31 protein-coding genes and 1 pseudogene are annotated in these 25,567 nt (G+C 61.6%); 29 read left to right on the forward strand and 3 right to left on the reverse strand.

Translation table 11 applies throughout. From position 1 onward, the window contains the following. Positions 1-126: 126 nt before the first annotated feature. Both dctP and pxpA read left to right on the forward strand, forming a co-directional pair. Positions 127-1,197, forward strand: coding sequence for a TRAP transporter substrate-binding protein DctP (dctP, locus tag PQQ52_RS20020; protein WP_408214846.1), 1,071 nt, complete (start codon positions 127-129; stop codon positions 1,195-1,197). A 237-nt stretch (positions 1,198-1,434) separates the two neighbouring features. Continuing rightward, positions 1,435-2,214 (forward strand): 5-oxoprolinase subunit PxpA, encoded by a 780-nt coding sequence (gene pxpA, locus PQQ52_RS20025; RefSeq protein ID WP_408214849.1) that lies wholly within the window; start codon positions 1,435-1,437, stop codon positions 2,212-2,214. An 8-nt stretch (positions 2,215-2,222) separates the two neighbouring features. On the opposite strand, the gene PQQ52_RS20030 is transcribed toward pxpA, so the two are convergent. Continuing rightward, positions 2,223-2,621 (reverse strand): helix-turn-helix domain-containing protein, encoded by a 399-nt coding sequence (locus tag PQQ52_RS20030; protein WP_408214851.1) that lies wholly within the window; start codon positions 2,619-2,621, stop codon positions 2,223-2,225. Between the two features lie 88 nt (positions 2,622-2,709). Here PQQ52_RS20030 and PQQ52_RS20035 point away from each other — a divergent pair, with 88 nt between their 5' ends. The 22 genes from PQQ52_RS20035 to PQQ52_RS20140 all read left to right on the forward strand — a co-directional run bounded on the left by PQQ52_RS20035 (position 2,710) and on the right by PQQ52_RS20140 (position 20,554). Next, positions 2,710-2,958, forward strand: a complete 249-nt coding sequence (locus PQQ52_RS20035) for a DNA-binding protein (protein ID WP_408214853.1) — start codon at positions 2,710-2,712, stop codon at positions 2,956-2,958. Between the two features lie 163 nt (positions 2,959-3,121). Further along, a complete protein-coding gene (locus tag PQQ52_RS20040) occupies positions 3,122-3,781 on the forward strand; it encodes a lytic transglycosylase domain-containing protein (RefSeq protein WP_408214855.1) in 660 nt (219 codons plus the stop codon). Positions 3,782-3,933: 152 nt separating this feature from the next. After that, positions 3,934-4,197, forward strand: coding sequence for a hypothetical protein (locus PQQ52_RS20045; protein ID WP_408214857.1), 264 nt, complete (start codon positions 3,934-3,936; stop codon positions 4,195-4,197). Positions 4,198-4,204: 7 nt separating this feature from the next. After that, on the forward strand, positions 4,205-4,642 hold the full coding sequence (locus PQQ52_RS20050; RefSeq protein ID WP_408214859.1) for a VirB3 family type IV secretion system protein: 438 nt from the start codon (positions 4,205-4,207) through the stop codon (positions 4,640-4,642). Next, positions 4,642-7,212, forward strand: a complete 2,571-nt coding sequence (locus PQQ52_RS20055) for a VirB4 family type IV secretion system protein (protein WP_408214861.1) — start codon at positions 4,642-4,644, stop codon at positions 7,210-7,212. Before PQQ52_RS20050 ends, PQQ52_RS20055 begins: the two co-directional genes overlap by 1 nt. Before the next feature lie 25 nt (positions 7,213-7,237). Further along, on the forward strand, positions 7,238-8,011 hold the full coding sequence (locus PQQ52_RS20060; RefSeq protein ID WP_408214863.1) for a TrbJ/VirB5 family protein: 774 nt from the start codon (positions 7,238-7,240) through the stop codon (positions 8,009-8,011). Further along, entirely contained in the window at positions 8,001-8,246 is a 246-nt protein-coding gene (locus PQQ52_RS20065; RefSeq protein WP_097397545.1) for a hypothetical protein, read from the forward strand. Before PQQ52_RS20060 ends, PQQ52_RS20065 begins: the two co-directional genes overlap by 11 nt. Positions 8,247-8,315: 69 nt before the next feature. Continuing rightward, on the forward strand, positions 8,316-9,188 hold the full coding sequence (locus PQQ52_RS20070) for a TrbL/VirB6 family protein (protein ID WP_408214930.1): 873 nt from the start codon (positions 8,316-8,318) through the stop codon (positions 9,186-9,188). Between the two features lie 301 nt (positions 9,189-9,489). Beyond that, positions 9,490-10,323: a VirB8 family type IV secretion system protein gene (locus PQQ52_RS20075; protein ID WP_408214866.1), complete on the forward strand. Its 834-nt coding sequence runs from the start codon at positions 9,490-9,492 to the stop codon at positions 10,321-10,323. Further along, positions 10,320-11,231: a TrbG/VirB9 family P-type conjugative transfer protein gene (locus tag PQQ52_RS20080; protein ID WP_500862400.1), complete on the forward strand. Its 912-nt coding sequence runs from the start codon at positions 10,320-10,322 to the stop codon at positions 11,229-11,231. Before PQQ52_RS20075 ends, PQQ52_RS20080 begins: the two co-directional genes overlap by 4 nt. A gap of 18 nt (positions 11,232-11,249) precedes the next feature. Beyond that, positions 11,250-12,593 carry a TraB/TrbI/VirB10 family type IV secretion system protein gene (locus tag PQQ52_RS20085; RefSeq protein ID WP_408214868.1) on the forward strand — a complete coding sequence of 448 codons (1,344 nt, stop codon included), beginning with the start codon at positions 11,250-11,252 and terminating at the stop codon, positions 12,591-12,593. An 11-nt stretch (positions 12,594-12,604) separates the two neighbouring features. Beyond that, complete coding sequence (locus tag PQQ52_RS20090; RefSeq protein WP_408214870.1) at positions 12,605-13,264, forward strand: hypothetical protein; 660 nt, start codon at positions 12,605-12,607, stop codon at positions 13,262-13,264. Positions 13,265-13,318: 54 nt separating this feature from the next. Further along, a complete protein-coding gene (gene virB11 / locus PQQ52_RS20095; protein WP_408214873.1) occupies positions 13,319-14,359 on the forward strand; it encodes a P-type DNA transfer ATPase VirB11 in 1,041 nt (346 codons plus the stop codon). Continuing rightward, positions 14,356-14,619, forward strand: a complete 264-nt coding sequence (locus PQQ52_RS20100; RefSeq protein ID WP_408214876.1) for a hypothetical protein — start codon at positions 14,356-14,358, stop codon at positions 14,617-14,619. The genes virB11 and PQQ52_RS20100 overlap by 4 nt, the downstream gene beginning before the upstream one ends. After that, positions 14,616-14,843 (forward strand): DUF3717 domain-containing protein, encoded by a 228-nt coding sequence (locus PQQ52_RS20105; RefSeq protein WP_408214878.1) that lies wholly within the window; start codon positions 14,616-14,618, stop codon positions 14,841-14,843. Before PQQ52_RS20100 ends, PQQ52_RS20105 begins: the two co-directional genes overlap by 4 nt. Then, complete coding sequence (locus PQQ52_RS20110) at positions 14,840-15,130, forward strand: hypothetical protein (protein WP_408214881.1); 291 nt, start codon at positions 14,840-14,842, stop codon at positions 15,128-15,130. The genes PQQ52_RS20105 and PQQ52_RS20110 overlap by 4 nt, the downstream gene beginning before the upstream one ends. A gap of 56 nt (positions 15,131-15,186) precedes the next feature. Continuing rightward, entirely contained in the window at positions 15,187-15,543 is a 357-nt protein-coding gene (locus PQQ52_RS20115) for a hypothetical protein (RefSeq protein WP_408214884.1), read from the forward strand. Positions 15,544-15,545: 2 nt separating this feature from the next. Continuing rightward, positions 15,546-17,327, forward strand: a complete 1,782-nt coding sequence (locus PQQ52_RS20120; RefSeq protein ID WP_408214887.1) for a type IV secretory system conjugative DNA transfer family protein — start codon at positions 15,546-15,548, stop codon at positions 17,325-17,327. Then, positions 17,324-18,988, forward strand: coding sequence for an LPD7 domain-containing protein (locus tag PQQ52_RS20125; RefSeq protein WP_408214890.1), 1,665 nt, complete (start codon positions 17,324-17,326; stop codon positions 18,986-18,988). The genes PQQ52_RS20120 and PQQ52_RS20125 overlap by 4 nt, the downstream gene beginning before the upstream one ends. A 76-nt stretch (positions 18,989-19,064) precedes the next feature. Next, positions 19,065-19,775, forward strand: a complete 711-nt coding sequence (gene stbB / locus PQQ52_RS20130) for a StbB family protein (RefSeq protein ID WP_408214893.1) — start codon at positions 19,065-19,067, stop codon at positions 19,773-19,775. Next, positions 19,775-20,227, forward strand: a complete 453-nt coding sequence (locus PQQ52_RS20135) for a hypothetical protein (RefSeq protein WP_408214895.1) — start codon at positions 19,775-19,777, stop codon at positions 20,225-20,227. Before stbB ends, PQQ52_RS20135 begins: the two co-directional genes overlap by 1 nt. A 12-nt stretch (positions 20,228-20,239) precedes the next feature. Then, positions 20,240-20,554, forward strand: a complete 315-nt coding sequence (locus tag PQQ52_RS20140; protein WP_408214897.1) for a TrbM/KikA/MpfK family conjugal transfer protein — start codon at positions 20,240-20,242, stop codon at positions 20,552-20,554. Positions 20,555-20,848: 294 nt separating this feature from the next. On the opposite strand, the gene PQQ52_RS20145 is transcribed toward PQQ52_RS20140, so the two are convergent. Beyond that, a complete protein-coding gene (locus PQQ52_RS20145) occupies positions 20,849-21,712 on the reverse strand; it encodes a class I SAM-dependent methyltransferase (protein WP_408214899.1) in 864 nt (287 codons plus the stop codon). Between the two features lie 95 nt (positions 21,713-21,807). After that, positions 21,808-22,701, reverse strand: a complete 894-nt coding sequence (locus tag PQQ52_RS20150) for an NAD(P)/FAD-dependent oxidoreductase (RefSeq protein ID WP_408177958.1) — start codon at positions 22,699-22,701, stop codon at positions 21,808-21,810. Positions 22,702-22,961: 260 nt separating this feature from the next. Here PQQ52_RS20150 and PQQ52_RS20155 point away from each other — a divergent pair, with 260 nt between their 5' ends. The 5 genes and pseudogenes from PQQ52_RS20155 (at position 22,962) to PQQ52_RS20175 (ending at position 25,430) form a co-directional block, all read left to right on the forward strand. Next, a complete protein-coding gene (locus tag PQQ52_RS20155) occupies positions 22,962-23,594 on the forward strand; it encodes a TetR/AcrR family transcriptional regulator (RefSeq protein WP_408214901.1) in 633 nt (210 codons plus the stop codon). Further along, positions 23,593-23,702 (forward strand): annotated as a pseudogene (locus PQQ52_RS20160) (IS5/IS1182 family transposase); the annotation flags it as partial. The gene PQQ52_RS20155 and the pseudogene PQQ52_RS20160, both read left to right, overlap by 2 nt. 323 nt (positions 23,703-24,025) lie before the next feature. Then, positions 24,026-24,484, forward strand: coding sequence for a zinc-finger-containing protein (locus PQQ52_RS20165; RefSeq protein ID WP_408214903.1), 459 nt, complete (start codon positions 24,026-24,028; stop codon positions 24,482-24,484). Positions 24,485-24,528: 44 nt separating this feature from the next. After that, a complete protein-coding gene (locus PQQ52_RS20170) occupies positions 24,529-24,870 on the forward strand; it encodes a hypothetical protein (RefSeq protein WP_408214906.1) in 342 nt (113 codons plus the stop codon). Between the two features lie 182 nt (positions 24,871-25,052). After that, positions 25,053-25,430, forward strand: coding sequence for a hypothetical protein (locus PQQ52_RS20175; RefSeq protein ID WP_408214909.1), 378 nt, complete (start codon positions 25,053-25,055; stop codon positions 25,428-25,430). Positions 25,431-25,567 lie beyond the last annotated feature (137 nt).

Genomic DNA, 25,567 nt, shown 5'->3' on the forward strand with positions numbered 1-25,567 from the left:
GCGTTTGGGAATGTCAAAACCCAGTTGGTTTTGACATGGTCTTTCTCGATAAAGTACGTTCACCGTGCCTCGATCGCGCCCTGCGATCAAGGGGGTGCGATCGTACTTTATCGACCAAATCTACCGATGATCTGGAACAAATTAGTAAAACTAACGACAGATAGTGCACTTGCCGCAACTCTGGTTTGCGGTGTGATGGCACCTGCGGCGCATGCCGGCCAGACATGGTCAATTGCGACCGAGTATCCGATGGACACTGTGGCTGGTCGTGGTGTCCAGTCGTTTGCCGCAACCTTGTCCCGGGAGACGGGTGGCGCCGTGACCGGCAAGACAGAATTCAAGGCAAAGCACGAGGCATCGGATCTCGTGTCAGCCGTGCTGGATAATCGCCTGCAGGTAGCCGACGTGTTCACCGGATCGCTGGCCCACCTCGACCCGATTTTCGAATTGTCCACATTGCCTTTCGAAGTCCGATCGGTCGACGATTCCCGGCGGCTTGCTTGCCTCGCTGAGCCGGCCTACCGTAACGCGTTGTCCCGCGCCGGACTTCACCTGCTGTTCATTTCGCCGTGGCCGCCCACCGGATTGTGGTCGCGCCAGCCGATAACAACGGCGGCCGACATGACAAGCCTCCGGATCCGCACATACGACACTGCCTCGGCCGCGGTGCTTTCTGGCTTCGGGGCGCAGGCAGCGGCCCTCCCGGTTCAGGACGTCAGGCCGCTGCTGCGCATCGGTGCGCTCGACGGTGTTCTGTCGTCCGGCGATGGCGCGGTAGGGAAATCGCTGCAGGCGGATCTGCCCAACTTTGCCGCGATTCACTACGCGTTCCCGGTGTCGTTTGTCGTCATGAGCCAGGCGCGGTATGAGGCGATTCCGGAACGCTTGAGGCACGCGCTGGATAAAGCAGTCGCTGTAGTGCAACAGGAGCAGTGGGCCGCGCTACCGGCACGCGTTGAGCAGAACTATGCCGAGATGCGACGTGCGGGCGTTACCGTCAACACGTCCATCGACAACACGTTGCACGAACGCCTCTACGAAGTGGGGCAGGCACGTTTGAATGACTGGCTTTCCCGTGTCCCGCCGGATGAGTCCGACATCATCACGCGGTTCCGGTTAAAGGGGGCGCCATCGGCGCAGAACGCATGTCCATTGACCTTGTTAGAGGCCGTGCATTGCGCCCACAAGTTGTCCTGAGTGGCCGTGCGCTCGCAGTGATCGTTGTCATCGCGTACCTGCTGATGTTCGGCGCGAGCATATCGCACATGTCTGCCGGGGAGCGCACAGAGACGCTGCTGCCCTGGAGTGCGCAGTCAGGTACGGTGCTGCGTGTCCAGACTGGCAGCGCCGTGTGTGATTTCAGAAGCGTGGTGAGTGGGGATGGCGCTGTCCGAACAGGCAGCCGTTGTGTAACTGAAAAGCATGAGGCGAACCATGACAGAGAAAACAATTGATCTGAACGTCGACATTGGTGAGGGTTTCGGCCACGACATTGAACTACTTGGCTACGCTACGTCGGTCAACGTCGCATGCGGATGGCATGCTGGCGACCCGCTGACCATGCGACGTGTTACGACAGAGGCAATACGTCGAGGCGTTGCGATCGGTGCGCATCCCAGCTTCCCTGACCGCGAGAATTTCGGTCGGGCGGTCATGACCCTTCCGCCGGATGAAGTGTATGCCGGCGTGCAATACCAGGCCGGTGCGCTCGCCGCGGTTGTGGCGGGGCTGAGTGGCCGTGTCGCGCATGTGAAGCCACACGGGGCCTTATACAACCAGGCTGAGGAGGACGCGGACCTAGCCCGTGCCATTGTGCACGCTGTCCGTGACATGGATCCCGACCTTGCGATATTCGGCCTCGCTGGCGGGCAACTCGTCCGGATTGCGCGCGAAGAAGGGCTGGTCGCGATCGAGGAGGGCTTCGTCGACCGCGCCTACACGCCAGCAGGCGCGCTCGTGCCTCGATCCCAGCCGAACGCGTTGCTCGATAACGACGACGAGGCCTGTGAACAAGCCATCAGCATGGTGCGTGATCGTCGCGTCCGGACATCCGATGGCAGCTGGGTCGCGATTAGCCCGCAGACGCTGTGTCTGCATGGAGACGGATCGCACGCGGTGGCCTTCGCGAGTCAGGTTCGCGCTGCGCTGGCGAAAGCAGGGGTGGCGGTTTCGCCTGCTAACTGTTCCATTGCGCCGACGTGGATCAACGCGTGACGAACTAGTCAGGAGAGGAGGTCGATTGCTTTCTGCGCGACGAGCGGATCGACCCGACCAGTTTCGGATGCAGTCTGATAAACGAGTGCGAACAGCTTGGCTTTTTTTTCAACGTCCATGGAATGCCCAGTGGCGGAGATACTGGCTTCGAGGATGGCGAACACGTTTCGTAGCAATTGCTCATCAACAGCGCCGTAGCGCGGAGCTCGTTTCCCGGCCAGTAAGTACGACACGTCGAAGCCATGCTCGAGCAGGATCATGAGATAGCCAGCGTCCGGATAGCGCTGTTCCTTTTCGTAGGCAGATTGTGTCTTGCGATTAATGCCGGTCCATTCGGAGATGTTTCCCTGAGTAAGTCCGAGCCGGTCACGCTCTTCGGCAAGGCGTACACCAAACGTAGATGGCATATAAATTGGTCTTTTGTGTTGCGAATGGCACAGAAATGTCCCATACTGGTGGCAATTTGTCCTAGCCGACCAGTATACGGGCCACCGCATGGCACTGAAAACATTGGAAGAGGTTCGCGCAGAGTTCGACCGGTGTGGCATCTCCGTTTCGAGCTGGGCCGTAAAACATGGAATCCCCCGCAATATCGTTAACGGTGTGTTGCAAGGGAGACTGAAGGGCAAGCGCGGCCACGCGCACAACGCGGCAGTCTTGCTCGGACTGAAGCAAGGCGTTGTAAATCGTAACGACGAGGCGAGCGAGCCAGATCTTTGCGAGATGCGATGTACCGCCAGATAGGGAAAGGTAGGCTTGGTGGTGAGGGTGTAGAAGCGGTCAGCGTCAATGTTGCGAGCATTGGCGCCGACCTGACCAGTTGTTGAACCTGAGAGGTCGACAATGGCTAAAGCCATTATATCGTTCGGGCACAGCCGGCGACATAACGTGGGCGAAGGGGGAAGTCATGCTTGATTTCAACTCCCTAGCCCAGCAATGCGCGCCAAACGTCCACCCCACCACGCTTCAGGCGGTCGTCAGCACCGAATCGGGCTTCAATCCGTACGCGATCGGCGTCGTTGGTGGCCACCTTGCGCGCCAGCCGCGCGATCGCGCTGAAGCAGTGGCGACGGCAAAGGCGCTCGATGCGCAAGGCATCAATTTCAGCATGGGGCTTGGACAGGTCAACAAGGCCAATCTTGCCCGCTACGGACTGACCTACGAAACAGCCTTCGACCCGTGCGAAAACCTGCGCGCGGGCAGCACCATCCTGCACGACTGCTATCAGCGGGCGGCCGCGGCAATAGGGCAGGGCACACCCGCATTGCGTGCTGCTATCAGCTGTTACTACAGCGGTAATTTCACGCGAGGCGAGGCAGCCGACGCCGGCGGCACCAGTTACGTCCAGCGTGTTGTTGCCAACGCACAGACGGGGGCAGGTGCAACCAGTGTCGTTCCTGCGATTCCCGTGTTGATGGACAATCAGTCCGACAGACCGGCACGGGCTGCCGCGCCCGATGCCAAAACTTCTTCCGCTCGCCGTAGCGGCCCCAAACAACGGCTGGACGCACGGCACCCGTCGTGGGACGCATTCGGCGATTCTGCCTGCGATGACGATTGCAAATGATTTGAGCCGCGACGACGCGGCCTGATCTCAAACATGTGAAAGGAGAAGCCATGTATTGCAATAGAAAGCTCACAACCATTAAATTAGTACAACTGAAAGATGATTCATATCGCATATCGATGCGCCGAATCGCAGCCCATATGCGCTGTGCGATGGCCCTCGGCATCGCAATCGGTCCGGAACTCGCGTTTGCGGGTGGGGGGCTGGACTCAGCAACGCAGGGCGCGACCACCTTCAAGATCTGGCTCTATTCGTTCCTCGGCGTCGTGGCGGCCTGCGTGCTGATGTGGAAAGGGGCGGAGTGCTGGGCCGATCGCGCGCACTGGAGCGAGTTTGTGACGATGTGCGGCAAGGTGGCGGCGGTGGGCTCGGTGGTCGGCGTGCTCGCACCGTATCTGTGGAACATGTTCAGCTGAGCACGCCATGTCGGACGAAAAAACCCGCTACCCCGGCTTCAACGGCCTTGGACGCACGGCGGCCATCTGGGGCGTTCCCTACATGGCGATGCTGGTTGTCGTCGTCGCGTCGATGTTTATCGGCGTGCTGGTTTCATTCTTCGTCGGGCCCGGCGGCCTGCTGTTCGTTTTTCTTGGCTTTCCGGTGCTGCTGTATTTCAAGAACGTATGCGAAACCGATGACCAGGGCCTGCGGATCATGTGGCTGGAATTCCGTTGCCGTTTCTACTTCTGGCGGCTGCGGGTCCGTGCGCGGGTAAATGCCCGGCGGGCCGCCCCGCGCTTCGGCAACACCGCCACGCTCGCGCCATTGCGGTACGGGCGGCAACGCCGCGTCTACCGTGATTTTCTCAAACCGTTGTCCAAGGGTGAGCGCCGGCTGCGCGAGCTCGATCCGGAGGCCTGATGCAGAGCAGACCCGCCGTCTCCAGCGAAATCCTCGGCGCGATCGGCGCCGTGGAAGACTGGATTCCGCAGTACAGGCATCCTGTCACGAAACACGTACAGCACCTTGAGGGCAACCGGTTCATGGTGACGCTGGCCATGCGCGGCGTGCCGTTTGAAGTGCACGAGAATGTCGTGATGGAGCGCATGTTCGATCGTGACACGGAAGCGTACAGCAAGCTGGGTCGCGACCTGGGTGGGCGCCTTGGCTATCACGCAACGTTCGTGCGACAGCGTGTGAGTTTTGACCGCGTGTACCGGTTCAAACAGCGCTTCATGCAGTGGTTCGTAAGCGAGTACATCGGACGACGTTTCGGAGACGAAAAGTTCTTCGAGAACCGCTACTACCTGTCGCTGCTCCTGAAATACGAAGACTTCGATGACGGACTGAAGGAAATCGAATCTCTTGCGAAACAGGCGCTGCTGCAGTTCGGCGAGTATGAAGCCGAGTTGCTTGAAGTGTATGAGCGCAAGCACATGAACGGCACGAAGATGCTGTTCTCACCTTTGTATGGGCTCGTCAGTTATCTCATCAATGGGAAGACCGGTGATCTGCCGGTCGCAGCGGAACCCGGCACCGATGTCATCCCGTCGAGCCATCTGCATTTTGGTTACAACACGCTTGAGATCGCGGGAAGCGACGTGCCGGCGTACCGACGCGTTGCAACCTGCCTCGACCTTCGCAGTTGCCCGGAGAAGCCGGGCTGGGGCCAGCTCGACCCTTTGATCACGTTGAACATGGAATTCACGATTACGCATACGTTCAACTGCATGACGGGCTTCGAGTCAAACCGGACCATCGATTCGGTCATCAACAAGCTGGAGTCGGCCGGTGACAAGGCGAAGCATCAGGTCAAGGAACTACGCGACGCTCAGGGTTACGTGAACACGGGCGAGCTGTCGTTCGGTGAGTATCACGGCGCGGCGGTTATCTACGGCGAAACAGCGAAAGAGGCGCTGGAGAACGCCGACAGGTTTGCGTCGCGCTCACGCAACGAGTGTGGAGTTGAATGGTCGCCCGCGACGGGGTCCGCTCCGTTCACGTACTTCTCGCAGGTCCCGGGCGCTGCTCGAAAACCTCGTCCAAAAGTGCAGTCCTCGCGCAATTTTGCTGCGGTGAACACGTGTCATGACTACTCGTCAGGCAAGGCGGAAGGTAACCCGATCGGCGACGGATCAGCCGTCATCCCGTTTCGCTCGGATTCGGGCGTGTACAACTACAGTTCGCACGCGAGCCGGATGGGGGACATCAACGTTTCGGAGAAGGTGGCCGGCCATTTTGAAGCGAAAGGCACGACGGGCAGCGGGAAGTCTACGGTCATCGTAGCGGCGACTGGCATGCTGTCCCGCTTCGATCCGATGCTGTACGTGCTGGACAAGGGGCGGGGCTGGGAAGTGTTTATCCGCGCGATGGGTGGCGCCTATGTCTATCTGGAGAAAGGCAAGCCGACCGGATGGGCGCCGTTCGAGCTCGCCGACACGCCAGACAATCGCGAATTTCTGTACGGGCTCGTCGAACTGTGCGGCCGCAAGAACGGTGTCGACCACCAGGGCAAACCAATCAAGATCGATCTGACCGCCACGGAGAAGATCCAGTGCCGCAATGCCGCCGACGCCATCATGGGCATCGAGGATGTGCGGCTGCGCCGCTTCAGCCTGTTGCTGGACAGCATTCCGGACGAAGGCGACGACTGCCTGCGTGCGCGGCTGTCGATCTGGTGCAGGTCGGAGAACGGCCGCTTCGGGTGGGTGTTCGATAACCCGCCCAATCTCTCATTGAACATGAGCGAGCAGCGCTGGATTGGCTTCGATGTTGAGGCATTTCTTGTCGAGAACTACGAGCCGTCCGAGCCCGCGTTTGCATACCTGTTCCACCTCAAGAAACTGATGCGTCGCGAAGGCACCCTGATGCAGACCGTGATCGAGGAGTACTGGCTGCCGCTGCGTTTTCGCACGATCCGCGAGCAGATCGAGGAAACGCTCGCCAGCGGGCGCAAGGAAGGGGAATTCATGGGGCTCATCACACAGCAGCCGGAACAGGCGCAACGTGCTGCGGACCTGTTCCCCGCGCTGCGCAGTCTGGTCGCGACGAAGATGTGGCTGGCCGACCCGGCGGCCGAAGAAGAAGCGTATCTGCGTGACGGCATGACCCGCAAGGAGTTCCGGGAGTTCAAAAAGCTCACGCCACAATCGCGCCGCTTCCTCATCAAGCAGGGCAACCAGTCGGCGTTTGCCCATTTCGACCTGTCCGGGCTTGAGGACGCGATTGCAGTGTTCTCTGGTGACCGCGAGAACGTGCTGATCTGTGATGCGGTCCGTGCCGAGGTTGGCGACGATCCGGACGTGTGGTTGCCGGTGTATCTGGAGCGCGTGTTCGAACGCAAGCTGCGCACACGGCTCGCGGCGAAGCACGGCACCGATGAGCGGCTGTGGATCGGGGAACTACAGCGTGGCCTCGAGCGCAAGCGTGCCGAGCTTGCGCAGATTTATCCACCGGTTAATCAGCCGGTTGACGACGAAGTTTTTGCCTGATGTGCTGCAATCCAAGGAGGGAGCGATGAACAGCACCGATGTCTATCCGGCCGTGCGCCGGCCGGTTGACCCAGCGATCCGGAACCTTCGCGAGGCGCGGCGGGCGCGATCAACGCGCGCTGGCATGGGCGTCTTTGCCTATCTGCCGGGATTTACGCTTTGGCCGCGCCGCAGTCTGGTCGCGCTGCTGTGCGCCTGTGCGTTTTCGCAGGCCCACTCGCAGGGCGTGCCGACCATCTCACCGGCGGAGCTCGCGCAACAGATGATGCAGGTCGAGCAGCTGGGGCAGCAGATCCAGAATCAGGAAGACCAGTACCGTGCGCTGACTGGCAACAGCAGTTTCGGCAACATCATGAACGATGCGTCGCTGCGTAACTACCTTCCGGAACAGTGGCAGAACATTTACGACCAGGCGAAGAACGGCGGTCTCTCGGGTATCAGTTCGTCGATGCGGTCGATCGAGCAGCAGGAAAGCATGACCGGCGCCAGCACGCCCGGTCAGCAGCGTTATTACGACACGCTCGCGGCCAACAAGGCGATGAACGAGCAGGCGTACAGCGCGACGATGGCGCGCCTGAACAACATCCAGGCGCTGATGCAGCAGTCCAACATGACGCAGGATCCGGCGCAAAAGGCTGATCTGCAGAACCGGATGGCCGCGGAAGAGGCGATGGTCACAAATGACCAGACGCGCCTGCAGCTCACCGCGCAGTTGCAGAAAACAGAACTGCAGCTTGCCGAACAGCAGCGCGACCGTGAATTCGACAACGCATTCCTGGGGAAAACCAATGGTCAATAAGACACTTCTAGGCTCAATCATCGCTTTGCTGGTCGCGATCGCCGGCTACCTTGGATACCTCGCGTGGGATCGTCACCAGCACAACCTGCAGGAAGAGCAACAGCAGCAGCAGGATCTGAAGTTCGATGCGGCGTTTCTCGGCACGACGCCCGAGAAGCTTGCCGCTGAGCGTAAGGCGAAGGGAATCAACGCTGCAAGCGACGATGCCGAAGCCCGCGCGGCCGGGCTGAAGTAATCCGGCTCGTCCATCAATCACTGACCGAAGCAGGAGATATCCGTGGCAGACGTCCAGCTTTTCACCTCAATGACCAATTCGTTCGACAAGAACGTTTTGAACACGATCTCGACCGGTTCGAGCAACATCATTGCGCTGATCTCGCCATTGATGGCCACCTGCTTCAGCATCTATGTCCTGTTGATTCTCTGGACGTACTGGCAGGGGCGCAACGACGAGCCGATCAACGATTTCCTGATGCGCATGGCAACGTGGGCGCTCATCCTGACCTGCGGGATGAACATCCAGTTCTACAGTGAGTACGTCGTTCCTTTCTTCAACGGTCTTGGCGAGCAGTTGGCTGGCGCGTTGACCAACGGTAGCAACCCGGTATCCGGCCTCGACAACCTGCTCAATGCATACATCAATGCAGCCCAGGCGATCTATGCACAGGCGTCCGGCCTGAAGGTCATTGCGGCCATCTGGACGATCGCGCTGATGATCATTTTCGGCGGCCCATTCATGGCGATAGCGGTTGCGTACATCATTCTGGCGAAGTTTGCGCTTGGGCTTCTGCTCGCACTTGGTCCGTTGTTCATCTCAGCGGCGCTCTTCCCGCCATCGCGACAGTTCTTCTGGAACTGGGTCGGTCAATGCATGAACTACACCCTGCTGGTTGCGCTCTTCGCGGCTGCATGTGCACTCGAAGTCAATTTCGCGATGGGCGTGGTACCGCTGAACGGCTCCCCCTCTATCGCGCAGGTCATTGACCTGGACATCATGGGGCTGGCCTTCTGGGTTATCTCGCTTAACCTGCCGGGTTTGGCTTCGTCTCTCGCGGGCGGTGTCGGTATCTCGACGATGGTGGGCAAGCTGGGTAGCGTCGCGAGATTTGCTGGCTCGCTTGGAAAAATGGGCGGCGGCGGATCGCCGAAGACCGGCGGTAGCTTGAGTGAGGCGTAAAAAATGATCAGGTTATTCAAGACAATCGCACGTTGGTGGCTTGTCGCGGCGGTGGTGGCAACGATCGGCGCGATGGTATCGATCAAGCTGTTTTACTAGATGCCACGCAATACGCCTGTTTTGCTCAATCCAAAGGAGAAACGGAGACCATGAAATCTCCTGTCGCTATTTTACTGATGGCCTTCGCGCTGCAGGCGTGCAGCTCGGCGCCAAAGCCACCCGAGCCGACTGGTCAGTGGGTACCCGTCAATCCACCGTTGGCCCAGCAGTCGGGCCATACGGAACCGAAGTGAGGAACAGGATGGCATCGACTATCAGGCAATGGTTTGCGTCGGGAGCGAACGCGCGCAAACGTAAGGGAAGCCCGACCGGGTCGACCACGCGCGCAGACGCGCCGGTGAGCGGTGTTGAGTCAGGCGAGCGCGATGCAGTCAGCTGGTACCTGAAACAGGCGCAGGCCTTCGAAGAGTCGAAAGTCGAGGCCGCAGAAGAGAAGGCCCGAATCGCCGACCGGCGTTCGGTGCTCATGGGTGTTGTCGCCCTCGCCGCTGTTTCTGGCATGGGGGCTTTAGGACTCCTAAAGCGGCCGAGCCCGCCCGCCGTGCTGCGCGTGAACGACACGACAGGGAAGGTGGATGTGTTGCCGACAACAGCGAACGGACACGTCACGTTTTCCCAGAAGACCGATCGGCATGACCTGCACACCTATGTCGAACTTCGCGAAAGCTACGACTGGGAGACGATTTCGGATACGCACGCCGCAGTGATGTTCATGAGCGACGATCACGAGAAGGAAGCCTATGACGGGCTGGTGCGCGGCCCGGTGGGCCCGCTGAAGCTGTTGAAGGATCAGGCGCGGGTCATCGCACGCGTCGGTTCGATCACTTTCGTGGGCGCTACCGCACAGGTGTTTTTCTCGCGTCAGCTGGTCCCGCTGAATCCCGCAGCGAAACGGCCGGATCCGACGTACTGGATTGCGACGGTCGCATTCGAGCGTGTGAACGTTCCCGAAAAGCAGGATCAGCAGGATATCAACGCGGACGGATTTCGCTGCACGAGCTATGAGGTCACGCGTGACTGGAGCCGCGCGCCCGCAGATGCGTCGTCGCCGGCGGCCACCGGAGGTGCGTCATGAACGCACGACGCCTGGAAGTTTTTGTCCGGCTCGCGACCGTCGCGATGGGCATGGCGGCCGCCGGCCCGCCGGCGCACGCACTGGAGACGCCACGCAGCTGCGGTTCCGACCCGCACATCCAGTGCGCGACCTACGATCCAGACCAGGCCTATCGCGTGGCGACCATGCCGGGGCGTGCGGTGATGATCCAGTTCGAGCCAGGTGAACACATTATCAACAGCGGCGAGGGCATTGGAGACGGAAAGGCGTGGCACATAGCCATCAATGACAGTGGCGCGTTGCTCAAACCGGGTGCGGCGCAGCCGGAAACCAATCTTCTGCTGGTCACCAACCGGCGCACGTATCCGCTGTCACTTGTCGACGTATCGGCCGCTCAGCCAGCGACATGGATACTGCGTTTCGACTATCCGGACACGCGTGCCAAAGCGGCAACCGCGCAGCAGCGCCGTCAGGACGCTGTCAACGCAGCGCTGGGCGGTCAACAGGCTAATGGGCCGGCGATTCCGGAATCGATTGCGAATAACGTGGGTGGTGCGAAAACCGCTCCTCTCGCATCGATTCCCGCGGCCAATATCGAGTACATGATGCGCGGCGATCGTGCACTCGCGCCGACCGCACTGTGGGACGACGGCCGTTTTACGTACTTCAAGTACGCAACCGCGCGTGACCTGCCAACGATTTTCACGAAGCTGCCCGACGGCGGCGAAGCGACAGCGAACTTCCATATGGAGGGCGACACGGTCGTCGTGCACGAAGTGTCGAAGTCGTTTGTCATCCGCTACGGCCAGTCGGTGCTGGGTATTCGCAACGACGGCTATGCGCCAGATGGCCATTACAACCGTGCGGGCTCGTCGGTGCCGGGCAGCGCGCGCATCCAGCGCGATCACGCCGATGCATCGACGAACTGATCAGGGAGTGAACAGGGCATGACTGAACGAAACGAAATGGAACATGCGGCGTCGACCGACGTCGGCCCACAGCCTTCGCTCGACCTGCCGGGGCGCCGGAAGACGCGTGTGGGCAAGCTGCGCCTGGTGCTAGTCGCGCTCGCTGTTATTGCGCTGGGTGCATCTGGCGTCACGATCTATCTGCAGCGGCTCTTCCAGCAGCATCAGGATGCGAAGCAGGCGGTGCTGAACAAACCAAAGGACAGCGGCGCGAGTGACGCCGGTGCGGATCTGGAGACGCAGAAGGATCGTATTAAACACGCGGAAGACGAGCAGGCCCGTGCAGCGTCGGAGGCTGCGGCCGCAGCTGCGGCGAATTCCCGGCTTGCGACGCCGGCCGGCGCGGCATCGCAGACGGGACAGGCGGTGGCCGTGAGCAACCAGCCGCGGCCGCTCACGCCGGCCGAGCGCCGCCTGCAGGGCAGCGTGCTCGTCGCGAGCGGCAATAACGATTCCGGTCAGAGCAAAGATGGTCCCGTGGCATCGAATGAAACCGTCGACGACAGCAATGGCAACACGGCCGGCGGCAACGCTGGAGCGCGTGATCACGATGCCGGGGGTCTGGTAGGTCTGGCGAAGTCGATGGGCCTGTCAGCGCTGCACGGTGGCGGTGCGTCCACCTCAACCAGCAAGCCGGACGCAGGCGACAGCAAGGGCTCGCCGATCGATCAGTCGTTGCAGCCATCGAAGCTGCAGCCGATGCAAGCCTCTTTCAGGCCGAACCGTCACTACCTGCTCAGCCGCAATACGATGATCCGCTGTGGTCAGTCGACGGCGATCCGTACCGACCGGCCGGGCCTGATCGGATGCCCGATCGCGCAGGACGTGTGGTCCGACGATGGCACGACGCTGCTCGTTCGCAAGGGTGCGATTGCGAAGGGCGAGCAGCGCGATGCGGTCCTGCAGGGGCAGGGCGTGATCGGCGCGATCTGGGATGAGATCGACGACGGCGAAGTGCATATTCCGCTGAACTCGCCGGCAACAGATCCGCTTGGCGCTGCGGGTATTCCGGCCTACGTCGACGAGCACTTCTGGTTGCGGTTCAAGGGCGCGCTAATGGTCAGCCTGATTGGCGATTTCGGCCAGGCGCTGGCCAACAAGGCGAGCGGCAGCGGCAACCAGATCACATTCTCGAACAGTTCGAACGCGACGCAGGACGTGGCCGCTGAGACCTTGCGCAGCACGATCAACATCCCGCCGACGGCGTATTCGAACCAGGGCTCGGTAATCAATATCTTTGTCGCGCGTGACATTGACCTGAGCGGCGTGTACGAGAACGTCGACGCGCAGGGCAACCCGGTCGGCCCGAACGGGCAGCAATGAGGAACGGACTCATGAACCTGAAGATCACCTATCCGGACGATTTCCCGCTGCATGGCCTCGATCGCGACATGTTCGAGACGAAGCTGCGCGACGCCCTGCGTTTCTGCTTCTACGGCAACACGATCCTACAGCTGGCCGAGCGGGTCGACGCACGGCGTGCACGCGTGGTTCCAGATGCCTTGCCACTTCGGCAGATCGCCGACGAGCACGCGTTTGATGATTGCATGACTCTCGACGGTTGCCGGATCGATCATATGTCAGCGCCGCTGCGGCGCAACCTGCTGCGTAACGTCGGGGCGCGTTTCGGGTTGACGATTTCGGAGTGGGGCGACAGCGCGTTGCCGTCGCTCGACGAGCCAGCCAATCATGCGGCCAGTCTTGCAACGGAAGCGACCGCAACTAACCGTCAACCAGATCGAGTTCCGGAAATTCAAGATCGCCATGCCTCACGCACATCGCGCGTCCTGCTTGCAGCGGGGCTCTGCGCAGTGGCGATCGGCGGTGCGGCATGGAAATGGACCCGGCCGGCCGCGCCTCTGAGCGCAACCGTGGTTTCCACCTCGCCGGCGCAAACCCTTCGCGAGCTTGCCAGCAGCGTGCCGGACGATCGCCGCCCATATCGCGTGTCAGTGCAGATCGAGCTGCAGGATTCGGGCACCACGCCCCGCTGAAACGGCGCGTCACCTTGAAAGATGGATGTGAGCCTGAACCAGAAAGGAGTGCAGATGAGCGCAGACATAATCGATGTGATCGAGAAGGGCACGATCGCCCGTAGCTTCCTCAAACAGATGGGGATCTCAAACTTTTTTGACGGGAGTCTTACCGAGGTCGCGATCAATCGTCCGGGCGAGATCTGGACCCAGGGCACGCACGGCTGGAAGCGGCACGAAGCCGCGGCCTGCACGTTCGACGCCTGCTCCAAGCTCGCGAATGCCCTGACGGTCATGAAGGGCGGCAAGTTCTGGACGAAAGAACCGATTCATCCAGTCGTGCTGCCGGAGGGCCAGCGCGGGCACGTTCTAATGCAGCCGGCCTGCGAGCAGGACACCATCTCCATCACGATCCGTATTCCTTCGAACGTGCGCTTTACTGTTGACGAATACGACACCAACGGCTGGTTCGAGGGATACCGCGACGTTTCGCCTCGCCGCGAGATGCCAGCCGCGCTTGATCTGCAGCCGTTCGAGATGGAGATGCTCGAGGCGAAGTCGCAGCGCAACGTCACGCGCATGCTCGAGCTTGCCGTCGCCAACCGGTTGAATATTGCGCTAGCCGGCGGCACCGGATCCGGCAAGACGACGCTGAACAAGGCGCTCTCAGACCTCGTGCCGTCCGATGAACGGATCGGCACGATCGAGGACACGCCGGAACTGTCGCTGCCGAACCATCCGAATCGCGTGCACATGTTCTTCAGCGACACGCTGCCGGCGAAGGAACTGGTGCGTTCCACACTGCGCATGAAGTTCGACCGTGTGTTTCTCGCCGAGTGTCGTGGCGACGAAACGTGGGACTACCTGACGCTGCTCAACACGGGCACGCCAGGCGGCATCACGACGGTGCATTGCAACGACGCGCGTTCAGCGCATTCGCGCATCGCGACGCTGGTCAAGCAGAGCGTCGTTGGCCAGACGCTCGACTGGCAATTCATCCTGGACCAGGTGCGCGTAACGGTGGACCTCGTCCTGTTCATGAACCGCGACAAGCGGCTCGCTGAGATCTGGTACGACCCGATCGGCAAGGCGCAGCTGCTGGGTTGTGTCTCATGAGCGCCGATGCCGCGGCGCAGATGATCGAACAGATCGCGATCAGCCTGTGCGGTGCGCTCGCCGTGTTTCTGTCGCAGGACCGGCGTGCGCACTGGCGGCGCTGGGCCTGCATCTTCGGGCTGGCCGCGCAGCCGTTCTGGCTCGACATGGCGTGGCGAGCGCATCAGTACGGCGTGCTCGCGCTGTGTTTTGTTTATGTGGCGTCGTGGGCGCGCGGTTTCACAGCGCACTGGCTCGTCCGCAGGGAGGACAGGGTATGAACTTCGCGATCAGCGATATCGAGGCGGCGATCGAGGGATGGCGCATGCGTTCGTCGTCGGACGAAGCATTTGCTGCCAGCACAGAGGCCCGCGCGCCGGCGCGGCTCTACGGCGCCGTGATCGTGAACGGCTGCGAGGGTGTCGCGGACGCCGGGCCGGACGACGCGCAGCGCGACGCCCTAAGGATCCTGTCCGCCGATCCACCCGGAGAGTTCCCGCAATGAAGACAGATCTTCCGGTTCCCGCGATTGTCGATACCGCGGACGCGAACGATGACGGCCCGTGCAAATGGCGACCGTCCGGCGACTTTGCGCTGGTCCACCCGTCGGGCTGGGCGATCGCACGGTACTCAGTCCATGACGAGTGGCGCTACCTGCTGTGGGAGCCGATCGATCGCTGTACGGCGGGCAAGAGCAACCAGTTCCACGGACCCTTCGATAACGTGCGTGACGCGATGCGCCTGCATCGCGACCTGAGCGCGCATCTGCAACAACAGGAGATGGCCGCATGACAACGCATCTGAAATTTCAGGCCGCTATCGACGCGTCCGCGCACTGAGAATCGACCATGCCAAAACCGCTTCGAATTCTGATCCCCGTCGTGGTCTTCCTGCTGATCCTGTGCGGCTTCGCGTTCCTCGGGCAGTTCGCTGGCGGCCAGCTTTTCGCGAAGATGCAGAAGCTGCCGGCGGGCAGCGCGGGCGTGTTCACGCTGCACGACTACTGGCATGCCTACGGTGACGTGCCTGCTGTGGTGCGCGCGCTCAAGGTGTGCACGCTGCTGTCGGTGGTCATCACCGGCCTGCCAGTGGCGGTGATCACGATAGCGCTCGTGTCGGGCCGCAAGCGCCTCGCGCAGTTTGGCGAGGCCCGGTTCGCAACCCGTAACGACATTGTGAAAGCGGGCCTGCTGGAGAAGAAATAACCATGACGACCTCACAACATCTGTATCCGCCCTTCATTGTCGGTAAGTACAAGGGTGAATACCTGAAGTATTACGGCCAGGATTTCCTGATGACGGCTGCCGGCACCCGCTCCGGCAAGGGCACCTCGCTCGTGATCCCGAATCTTCTCACCTATCCCGATTCCGTCGTCGTTGAGGACATCAAGGAAGAGAACTACCACTATACGTCCGGCTACCGGCGGGCATGCGGTCACGAAACCTATCTGTGGGCGCCGTTCTCGGAAGACGGGCGCTCGCACGCGTACAACCCGCTCGAATACATCGCAGGCCGACCCGCCTATGCGCGCGTGGGCGACGTGATGACGATCGGCGAACACCTGTATCCGTCCAACGTCGACGCGCGCCTGAAGTACTGGAACGACAACGCCCGCAACCTGTTCATCGGGATCGTCCTGTACCTGCTGGAAACGCCCTCGCTGCCGTGCACGTTCGGCGAGGTGCTGCGGCAGGCTTCGGGCAAGGGCAGGGCGATCCGTGAACACATCTCGTCGATCGTCAGCACGCGCGCCGATGCAGCTCATGCGACTGACGGGCTACCGGCGCTCACCTTCGAATGTCTCGATGCGCTGAACCGTTTCCTGTCGCAATCGAAGGAAGCCTTCGCGAACATCGTATCGACGATGACCGCGCCGCTGAACGTCTTTAGCAATCCGGTGGTCGACGCGGCCACCAGTCGCTCGGACTTCGATCTGGCCGATGTGCGCAAAAAGCGCATGTCGATCTATGTGGGCATCAAGCCGGGCGACCTGAAGGCCGGCGCGCTGCTGGTCAATCTCTTTTTCTCGCAGCTGATCGACCTGAACACGCGCGAGCTGCCTGCCGAGAATCCTGAGCTCAAATACCAGTGCGCGCTGATCCTGGACGAGTTTGCAGCGCCCGGCAAGATCGACATCATCGATACGGCCAACCCGTTCATTGCTGGCTACAACCTCCGGCTGATGCTGATCTTTCAGGGCATGTCCCAGATCGAGGATCCGAAGCTGTACGGCAAGCACGGCGCCGAAACGCTGGCGATCAACTGCAAGATGCGCAGCCTGTATGCGCCGCGTACGGTCAAGGAATCGAAAGAGTACTCAGAGATGCTGGGCACCTTCACGCACATGGCGCGCTCACGCAGCCGTAGTCGCGGGCGCAGTTCGTCGACCAGCACCAACGAGTCAGAGCACGGCAGGGCGTTGATGATGCCGCAGGAGCTGCGGGCGCTGAAGCACAACAAACAGATCATCACGATGGAGGGGTGCGAGCCGATCCTGTGCGAGAAGGCGTTTTTCTATGAAGACGCCGAGCTCGTCGACCGGCTGGTGCGGCAGAGCCCTTACCTGCAGGATGTGATGGCGAAGCTGGAGAAGACCAATCGCCGGCGCGCATGGTTCGGTTTCGGTCCAAAGTTTCCCAACGAGGTGCAGATGAAACACGCCGCGTTCGTCGCGCGTGAACTGTGCGCACCCGTGCCAAAGATCGACGTCGAGCAGTGGTGGCAGACGCAGAACGCGGCCCGCCGCGTGCAGCAGGCCGCGGCGGCCGCGGACGCCGCCAGGCAGACGGCCGGTCTGGCGCGTGACGTCCGGGAGCACGAGATCGGCGTACTCGCGCCTGTCCACCTGGCCAACCGTAACAGCATCCGCGCGTCGCTGTTCCAGTTGATGCCTTATCTGCGAGAAGTCCTGCCGGACGCGGCGGCCGCCGTGTCGGCGCAAACCGCAGCACCTCAATCACAGCCTGAACCGCAAGGAGTGACCGTATGAACGAGATCGAATTTCCCGCCGACCGGATCGACTACCGCGAACGCGGCGCGGCAAACGCCGACGATGCGTCGACCATTCGCGCGCGCGTCACGCCGCCGGCGAACGAACCGGACGCGGGCGCCGTGCCCGGCACTCCGGAAACGCCGGTCGATGAAGCAACCGAAGAGCGCCTGAAGAAAATCCGCGCGGCCGACCGGGAGAAGGTCGAGAAGCTTCTCAGGCGCGACCCATTGCCCAACACCGCCACTGACGAGTCGGTGAAGCCGGCCGCCGGCACCGGGAAGCCGCTCGGGAAGAAGGGCGATGGGCAGGAGAACACCATCCGCCCGAAACCGGTTTTCGAGAAGACTGGCTATGACGTGCCGAAGTCGGTCACTAACCAGTATGTCGCGCATGAAGGCAAGTTTCTCGATCGCAAGAGCGAAACGGTGCACTTCGAGGACAAGGGCCGCTCGCTGTCGACGGCCAGCGAGGACCGCGACGTAATCGTGCACATGGTCGAAGTTGCGAAGGCGAAGAACTGGGGTGAGCTGCAGCTTAAGGGCAGCGAAGAGTTCCGTCGGCAGGCGTGGATCGCCGCTGAACTCTCAGGCGTGCCGACGCGTGGTTTCAAACCTGGTGCGCAGGATCGGGCGGTACTGACCGCTGCACGCGAGGCGATGCGCATTGGCGCCGGCGACAAATCCAGTGAGGCGGACAAGGCGCGCACGAATGAGATGGAGGCGGCAGACGCAGCGGGGCAAAAGCAGCCCGCCGCGCCGGAGTCGGCGAAGACGGTCACAACTGGGCGTGATACCGCCGCGCCCCGAGGCGCCCGGACGGCCGCCGCGCAACCATCTGCGGCTGCGCCGGCAAGTCCCGCTCAGGGCACACCAACGCCGGCCGGTGTCACGGAGGGCGTACTGGTGGCACACGGGCCCGCTCCGTTCAACCACGACGACAAGCAGAACGACAGCTACTACGCGACCGTGCGGACAGAGGATGGCGAGCGCACCGTCTGGGGACTGGACATCGAGCGCGCTATCGGCGAAAGCGGCGTGCAGCCCGGCCAGCGGATCGAGCTGGAAAAGGGCGGCAGCAAGACGGTAACAGCGCTGCAGCGCCAGTTCGACGAGAAGGGTACCGAACTCGCTCCGAAGTCCGTCGAGAGCCGGCGCAACGAATGGCTGGTGTTCTCGCCCGATGTGCCGGGCCTGCCCACGCGCGAGCAGCGCGAAGCGCTGGCCAGCGCGCGCCGCGACGCCGATGAGCGCCGACAGATCAATGAGGCGCGCGAGCGGTTCCTGAGCGGGGACTGGAAATACTCGAAGGAGCAGCAGAAGACGCTCGATGAGGTACGCGAGCGCATCAAGGCGCAGGCCGCGCGCGAGGTGCTGCGTGACGAGATCAAGGGTCTGCCGGAGCAGCAGCAGGAGAAGCTGATGGGGGAGTTCGAAAGCGCCGTGGCTGAGGCGCGCGCTGCTAACCGGCCACTGGACGTGCCCATGCCTCAGGTAAGCGAAGCAACGATCGAGGCCGTACGCGAGCAGATCGAGCGGAAGCAGCGAGGCCACGCTCACACAGCACAGCAGACCACCCAACAGGCGACACCGGAACGCGGACAGGACCCGCAGTCGCAGACCGCCGAACACGACGGGCCGACGCTCGAAATGGAACCATAAGGCGGCGGACAACAACGGGCGGCCGCGATCGCCTCGCGACTGTCATCGTCAAATCGAACAACAGGAGCAGATCATCATGAAGATTGCAGTAATCAACTTCTCGGGCAACGTCGGCAAGAGCACTGTTGCGCGACATCTGCTGGCCCCCCGTCTTGACCATGCGCAGGTTATCGCAATTGAATCAATCAACTCGGACGGAACGGAGACCGCCGCGTTGCGCGGCAACCAGTTCGACGAGCTGCAGGACCAGTTGATGACGCTCAGGAACGCCGTAGTCGACATCGGCGCATCGAACGCTGAAGACTTCGTGAGCCTGATGCAGAACTACGACGGTTCTCACGGGGATTTCGACCTGTTCGTCGTGCCGACAGTGCCGGCAATGAAGCAGCAGGTCGACACGATTGCGACGCTCCGGTCGCTTTCGGAAGACATTGGTGTTCCGGCGTCCCGAATCCGTGTTGTGTTCAATATGGTCGATCCGAAGCGAGACATCGAAAAACTCTTCGCGAAGGTGTTCGAGGCTCATGAAGACGACCGGGGTTTCATGTTGTGCACGGACGCGGTGATCTATGAGAATCCGATCTTCGAGAAAATCAAGGGCTTCGACAGATCCATCATCGAGTTGCGCAACGATCCCACGGACTACGTCACGATGAACGCTGACGCGATCGACCAGGGCGAACCAGAAGAGCGGAAGGCCTGGATCCGGCAGATGGTCGCACTGAAACGTCTTGCGAGCCGTGTGACGACAGAACTGGACGCAGTATTCAAGGTCCTGGTGCATTGATGGGCGCTCCGGACGATTCGATCCGTGAGGAGCTGATCGGCGCGGTGCTCGGCGAGCTGTCGCTTTTGCGCCGTGACGTGAAGGATCTGTCCCAGCGGCTCGAGACCACTGGCAAGCAGTTTAAGGATGATGGCGAACTTACGCTGCTGCGCTTCACCTCCCGCTACGAGCGGTTCCTCAACGAGTTCGCAGCATCGAGCACCGATGTGCTGGCCGAAGCGGGGCGGTTTTCGGAGGCCCGCGATCAACTGCTTGGCGAGATCTCGCTCAGGCAGTACGACGAAGCCAACGGGCGAAGCCGCGATCTGCTGCGCGACGTCTTGCGCGAACAACGCGGCCGCAGTCGTGCTATCGGCCGGATCGAACTGGCCGCATGGACCGTGTGCGCCATGCTTGGCTCGGCGGCACTCACGGTCGGAGCCCTTGCGGCGCTGCGTCATCTGACCATCTGACATGGAGATCTCATGAAACGACTGATCGCAATATTAATCTGCGGCGCGATCGCCACCCAGACGGTGGCGCTGGCCGACGACGACAACCCGTCCGCCTGCGGTGCCGTCCTGTGTCTCGCCGGTCTGATCGCCGGTGGCAGTGCCGGCGGGGACTGCAAAAACTATATGACGGGTTATTTTTCCATCGTGAAATTTCATCACGGCCACTTCGATGAGACAGGCACGACGAATGCCCGTAGCGATTTCACGAACCAGTGCAAGAGCGTTGGACCGGATACGAAGAAGGGTGTGAACGACCGGTACGGAAACGTTCAATCTGGTCCGTGACGCATAGCCGCTCTCTCAGGTCCTGCCAATATTTTGCCCTCGGAAGTCAGGACTTTTTACGGTGCGGGCTACGGCCCGCAGTCGACAGCACGCGGTAGCAGGCTTCCGGGTTCGGCCACAAACTGCCGGTCACATGCGCCGCCGGCAGGCCGCTCAGGCGTCGGCTCTGCTTCGCAACCGGCCATCTGATTGTCGCAAGGCGAGCGCTCGTTCAGCGGCCAGAAGGGACATCAGTGTGAGCGGCCAACGACGCCCAGCTCTACCGAGAGGAGGCGTCTCCCCTCTTAATCCCTGTCAGCTTGCCGGATTTCGCGCCATGACGACCCACGCCGCGCCGTTGATCATCACCGACCCCTCGCCGGGGAGGCTCGCGAAGGCGGCACGAACTGCGGCAAAGGCACGGGCGCGGATGTCGTCGGGCTGACCAGCGAGCGCACGCGACAGCGGGCCGACCTCAAGCGTCATCCTCACTGCGTCGTCGATCGCGGCGTCCCGCGTTTCGCCCTCGCCGAACGGGACGGCCGCGTCGAAGGGCGAGATAACGATTTCGGTGAAACCAGCCGCCGTCAGGATGCGCGCCACGTGCTCCCGGTCGCCAAACGAGAACGGTCCGGGCGCTTCGGGATCGGGCAGCGCGCTCGGCGGGACGATGTCCTTGAGCGCGCCCACCGGCAGTCGCATCCAATCGTTCTCGGCCGCACCGCGCCAGCAGACGAAAGCGACCCGGCCGCCCGGCCGGAGCGCGCGTCGCATGTGGGCGAACGCTGCTGTCGGATCGGGGAAAAACATCACGCCGAAACGCGAGAACAGAATGTCGAACGCGCCTTCGGGCAGCTCTGCGCTGCTGGCGTCGGCCACCAGAAACAGGGCCGGCGTATCGTGGCGCGCAAGCGCGCGCGCTCGATCGATCAGCGGTTCGGATATGTCCACGCCCAGCACTTGGCCCTCCGCGCCGACGCGAGCGGCCAGAGTCAGACTCGACGCACCCGCGCCGCAGCCGATGTCCAGCACGCGCTCACCTGTCGCGGGCGCGGCGGCTTCGATCGCGGCCTGGCCGAACACCGCCACCAGAGCGTTAAGCCGGGCCTGGTTGGCGACCCAGCGCTCCCCGTTTTGACCATTCCAGTCACCCACCTGATCAGCACTTTGCTTTGCCATGTCATCTCCTTGACTCGACGATCCGGCTTTCATCGCGTCGATCTACGCCAACCTTTTCGAAGGCGACGACGCAATGAGAGCAGGGATCTCTGCTCTCAAACCACCATCGACTGCTGGGCGACGATACCCGCCATCGCGCCCTGCGATGAAGCCTGGGTGACCGAGGGCAAGAAGGGCGTGGCGAGGTCGCCAGCGGCGTAGATGCCGGGCATGCTGGTTTGGCGGCGCTCGTCGACCTTGAGGACGATGCCCGTGGGGGTGTCGACCGTGGCGAGGCCCAGTGATTCATGCAGGCTTGCGGACGGCTTGTTGCGCGGATGGGCGAACAGGACGTCGACCACGACATTGCGGCGGGTATCGAGATTGACGGTGGTGATATGGCCATTCTGGTGGGCGATCTCGACGATCCGGCCATCGATGAGAGATATGTTGCGGCGCGCCAGATCGGCCTGGATATCGGGCGCAATGTCATGACCATCGGCGAAGACAGTCAACTTGTCGGTCCAATCGCGGAACAGCCTGGCAGACTGGTACGACTGCGGGCTGGACCAGACGAGGCCCCAATGCTGGCCGGCGACTTCAAATCCGTCGCAATAGGGGCAGGGCACGATGGACGTGCCCCAGCTTTCGGCAAAGCCCGGCACATCAGGCATCTGGTCGGCGACGCCATAGCTCAGGATCAAGCGGCGCGCCCTCAGGCTTTCGTGATCGTCAGTAACGACGCAGAAATCGTCGATGGCGCCAGACACGCTCTCTGCCCGGGCATTGACGAGGCTGATCGTTGGATAGCGCGACAGCTGCTGCCGCGCCTCGACCAGGATGTCCAGCGGCGGCTTGTGATCGTGGCCGAGCAGGCCATGCGAGTGGCCGGCAAAGCGGTTGCGCGGCCTGCCGGTATCGAGAACGGTGACCTTGCGGCGGGCACGGCCAAGCTGCAGGGCAGCAGCGAGGCCAGCAAAGCTGCCGCCGATGATGATGACGTCATTCATGGTGATGGGCTCCGTGTTGTGGATGGAAGGTTGGGCTGAGCGTTGGTGTGCAACATCGTCCGGCGATACGCGTTTGAGACAGTCAGCGAGCACGGCTTCGACATTGGTAAGAAAGTTGCCCATGGCTGTATTGACCAGCCCGACAATGCCGCTCGATATCGCCGGTCGGCCCGGGGGAAACCTGCCCTTGGCTTGCACATTTCGATACTTCATGGTATCGTAATTCACGAATTTGAATACTGTCAAGTACTGGAATCGTCGTGACCGAAAATAGCCAGGGCCGGCGCGGCCGGCCCGCCAACGAGGCGCTTCGCCAAACGATCGTCGACGCTGCCTGCGAACTCTTTGTGGAATTGGGGTTTCAATCGACGACCATGGATAAGGTCGCCCAGCGCGCGAAGATATCCAAGCTCAGCATCTATCGGCACTTCGAGAACAAGGAAGCGCTGTTCAGCGCGGCCATGGTGGCCCGCTGCAATCAATTTGCACCGCAGGCCCTTTCTGAAGGCATCGACGGTTCGGCCGAAGATCAGCTCATGGCGGTCGGATCATCCCTGCTTCGCACGCTGTTGAGCCCGGACGTCCGCAGTGTCGAAGCCATGGTTTTGGCCGACAAGACGAATCAAAGGTCGTTAAGCAAGCTCCATTACGAAGCCGGGCCCGCCTATGTCATCGCCCAAATCGAGGCCGTGTTGCGTCAGTTGCACGCGAAAGCGATTCTGAACGTGCCCGATGCTCACCGGTCCGCCCGCTTATTTGGCGCGCTCTTCAAAGGATGCGATCTGCTGCTTATCGCACGCTTCGATGAGGCGAGGGCAATTGACGACAACGAAATCGAGTCCTATTGCCGGTCGGCCGTCGCCATGTTCATCGCCGCGCACGGTGGCATCTAAAGTGCGCTATCGCGGCTTGATGAAGAACACGCAGAGTTGCATACGCTGTTCGCTCTAAGCAATCTGCGGATGACGCGCGAACGACTGATGCGCGAGGCCGCTGCATGAGCGCAAAAGCCGCCCGCGCGGGCAGCCAAGCCGCCTCACCACACGGGTCTAAGCGTCCGTAGAGGCCGATGACTTGTCCCCCCCAGGCGACGGCACGGAACGACCGTTCCACTCCGATACCTGCCCTTAGAACAGAGACTGCTCGACCGACTGCAACGGGTCGACAAGAGGCGGTCGTACCTGCTCGGCCGCGGCCATTCACCGAGCTTGCGCTGGGCGAGGGACGCACGGTCTCAGTTAAAAATGATCGCGACAATCGTACAGCTTTCGCTTCCCGACGATCGCGGATAATGTGATCTGAATTCAGAGAGAAGGAGTGTCCGGTGCGTGTAGGTCGCCCGATCAAGGCATTACCCCAGCCCCTGTGCGATTACTGCGGCGCTCACGCCGCGTTCGTGAAATACGGTGAAGCGTCGTATCCCTACCGCGACGACCACGGCGCGCTCTGGGTCTGCACAGCGTGTCAGGCGTGGATCGGCATCCACTCGCGCAGCACACGGAACGTGCCGCTGGGACGTCTCGCCGACGGCGCGTTGCGCGACGCGAAGAGCCGCCTGCACGACGCGCTCGAGCCACTGGTCTCGGGCAAGGTCAGGCGTGATCACGTCAATCCGTTCGAGGCCCGCGCGAAAGCAATCCGCTGGGTCGCATCTGAACTCGGCTTCGATCCGGTGCCGGCGTCCATCCACAACCTGTCACTCGACCAGTGCGAACAGGCGATCCGGCATGTCGAAGTATTCATCGCACATCGCGGGGCCGCTTCGTCAGAAGGCAACGTTTAAGCAACTTCCGCCCGTGGCCGCTATCCCCGTTCAAGAGATCACCAATGAACCCTGATGTTCAAAACTCTCCATTCGTTCGCAACCCCGACTCGGCACGAGCACGACGTGCCAAAACGATGCTGTTGCCGATGCCGCGCGCTACCGCCGACGAGCTCGCGCTGCGGGTACACCTTGCGCTCGCAACGATGCGGGCCGGTGTCGGCAGCGTGCGTAACGCACAGACCCTTCCCCAGACCATGATCCTGACGGGCTTTATCGCCGAGGCAGGCTACGGCGCGGCCACGTATGAGCAACTCGTCGTCGCGGAAGCCGCCATTTCGGCCGCGTTCGACCGCGGCCGGGAAAGAGGGGCGAATGGCGACTGGATGAGGGCACATCAACCGTAGCCGGGGATCAGGCAGAAATCGGGTCGAACTCGGCCCTTGATTGTCGTCGCGGCCGTATCGCTGATATGGCTTCGCTATAATCAATCGCTTCCCGGCGTCGCAATGTCAAAAAAATGTCTTCCAGGCGAAACAGGTCCCCCGGCCGAGCCCGCAGGCCGCTGACGAAAGCACTTCTATTGCCGATGGATCGGGCCTCCGCGAGTGAACGGTCGCTGTCCTGTCATCTTGCGCTGGTCGCATGCCGCGACGGACATGGCAACAGCCATCTGGTCAATGAACTTATGCGCGCGGTGTACCTGAGCTGGTATCTGCAGCGTGCTGGTTATGGCAACCAACTGGTGGAGCAGTTCAAGATCGCCGAATATGCCGTTGAGAACACCCTGGCGCACGCTCATGAGACGGGAGAGTGGCGGCTCGCGTCCGAGGTAATCAGCGACTTTGAAGCGCTGCTGGCGCTGTATGACGCCCAGCTCGCAAGGGCTCCTCTTCACGAAGTATTCGAAGCGGAGCGGCAGTTGAGGGTTTTTCTGACGGGAACGGACCATTCCCCGATCCCGTAATCGACGTATCGGCAAGCCTTGGCAGATTGCGATTCAGGTGGAGCACTTGCCGAAGAGGTCGTTGCATTATTGATTTCGTCTGCCGATAAATTTCGGATTCCTGTATTTTACATAAAAGAAATTAGCAACATTTGAAC

Source organism: Paraburkholderia sediminicola, from assembly GCF_046030555.1.
GTDB classification, from domain to species: domain Bacteria; phylum Pseudomonadota; class Gammaproteobacteria; order Burkholderiales; family Burkholderiaceae; genus Paraburkholderia; species Paraburkholderia sediminicola_E.

Excerpts from the sequence above, each read along its gene's own strand:
- PQQ52_RS20045 (WP_408214857.1), top strand. The coding sequence starts at position 3,934 with ATGGCCCTCGGCATCGCAATCGGTCCGGAACTCGCGTTTGCGGGTGGG.
- PQQ52_RS20050 (WP_408214859.1), top strand. The coding sequence starts at position 4,205 with ATGTCGGACGAAAAAACCCGCTACCCCGGCTTCAACGGCCTTGGACGC.
- PQQ52_RS20135 (WP_408214895.1), top strand. The coding sequence starts at position 19,775 with ATGGGCGCTCCGGACGATTCGATCCGTGAGGAGCTGATCGGCGCGGTG.
- PQQ52_RS20055 (WP_408214861.1), top strand. The coding sequence starts at position 4,642 with ATGCAGAGCAGACCCGCCGTCTCCAGCGAAATCCTCGGCGCGATCGGC.
- PQQ52_RS20150 (WP_408177958.1), bottom strand. The coding sequence starts at position 22,701 with ATGAATGACGTCATCATCATCGGCGGCAGCTTTGCTGGCCTCGCTGCT.
- PQQ52_RS20085 (WP_408214868.1), top strand. The coding sequence starts at position 11,250 with ATGACTGAACGAAACGAAATGGAACATGCGGCGTCGACCGACGTCGGC.
- PQQ52_RS20065 (WP_097397545.1), top strand. The coding sequence starts at position 8,001 with ATGGTCAATAAGACACTTCTAGGCTCAATCATCGCTTTGCTGGTCGCG.
- PQQ52_RS20035 (WP_408214853.1), top strand. The coding sequence starts at position 2,710 with ATGGCACTGAAAACATTGGAAGAGGTTCGCGCAGAGTTCGACCGGTGT.
- PQQ52_RS20115 (WP_408214884.1), top strand. The coding sequence starts at position 15,187 with ATGCCAAAACCGCTTCGAATTCTGATCCCCGTCGTGGTCTTCCTGCTG.
- PQQ52_RS20090 (WP_408214870.1), top strand. The coding sequence starts at position 12,605 with ATGAACCTGAAGATCACCTATCCGGACGATTTCCCGCTGCATGGCCTC.
- PQQ52_RS20125 (WP_408214890.1), top strand. The coding sequence starts at position 17,324 with ATGAACGAGATCGAATTTCCCGCCGACCGGATCGACTACCGCGAACGC.
- PQQ52_RS20060 (WP_408214863.1), top strand. The coding sequence starts at position 7,238 with ATGAACAGCACCGATGTCTATCCGGCCGTGCGCCGGCCGGTTGACCCA.
- PQQ52_RS20145 (WP_408214899.1), bottom strand. The coding sequence starts at position 21,712 with ATGGCAAAGCAAAGTGCTGATCAGGTGGGTGACTGGAATGGTCAAAAC.
- pxpA (WP_408214849.1), top strand. The coding sequence starts at position 1,435 with ATGACAGAGAAAACAATTGATCTGAACGTCGACATTGGTGAGGGTTTC.
- PQQ52_RS20075 (WP_408214866.1), top strand. The coding sequence starts at position 9,490 with ATGGCATCGACTATCAGGCAATGGTTTGCGTCGGGAGCGAACGCGCGC.
- PQQ52_RS20140 (WP_408214897.1), top strand. The coding sequence starts at position 20,240 with ATGAAACGACTGATCGCAATATTAATCTGCGGCGCGATCGCCACCCAG.
- PQQ52_RS20110 (WP_408214881.1), top strand. The coding sequence starts at position 14,840 with ATGAAGACAGATCTTCCGGTTCCCGCGATTGTCGATACCGCGGACGCG.
- PQQ52_RS20030 (WP_408214851.1), bottom strand. The coding sequence starts at position 2,621 with ATGCCATCTACGTTTGGTGTACGCCTTGCCGAAGAGCGTGACCGGCTC.
- PQQ52_RS20070 (WP_408214930.1), top strand. The coding sequence starts at position 8,316 with ATGACCAATTCGTTCGACAAGAACGTTTTGAACACGATCTCGACCGGT.
- stbB (WP_408214893.1), top strand. The coding sequence starts at position 19,065 with ATGAAGATTGCAGTAATCAACTTCTCGGGCAACGTCGGCAAGAGCACT.
- PQQ52_RS20120 (WP_408214887.1), top strand. The coding sequence starts at position 15,546 with ATGACGACCTCACAACATCTGTATCCGCCCTTCATTGTCGGTAAGTAC.
- virB11 (WP_408214873.1), top strand. The coding sequence starts at position 13,319 with ATGAGCGCAGACATAATCGATGTGATCGAGAAGGGCACGATCGCCCGT.
- PQQ52_RS20170 (WP_408214906.1), top strand. The coding sequence starts at position 24,529 with ATGAACCCTGATGTTCAAAACTCTCCATTCGTTCGCAACCCCGACTCG.
- PQQ52_RS20175 (WP_408214909.1), top strand. The coding sequence starts at position 25,053 with ATGGATCGGGCCTCCGCGAGTGAACGGTCGCTGTCCTGTCATCTTGCG.
- PQQ52_RS20080 (WP_500862400.1), top strand. The coding sequence starts at position 10,320 with ATGAACGCACGACGCCTGGAAGTTTTTGTCCGGCTCGCGACCGTCGCG.
- dctP (WP_408214846.1), top strand. The coding sequence starts at position 127 with ATGATCTGGAACAAATTAGTAAAACTAACGACAGATAGTGCACTTGCC.
- PQQ52_RS20040 (WP_408214855.1), top strand. The coding sequence starts at position 3,122 with ATGCTTGATTTCAACTCCCTAGCCCAGCAATGCGCGCCAAACGTCCAC.
- PQQ52_RS20105 (WP_408214878.1), top strand. The coding sequence starts at position 14,616 with ATGAACTTCGCGATCAGCGATATCGAGGCGGCGATCGAGGGATGGCGC.
- PQQ52_RS20100 (WP_408214876.1), top strand. The coding sequence starts at position 14,356 with ATGAGCGCCGATGCCGCGGCGCAGATGATCGAACAGATCGCGATCAGC.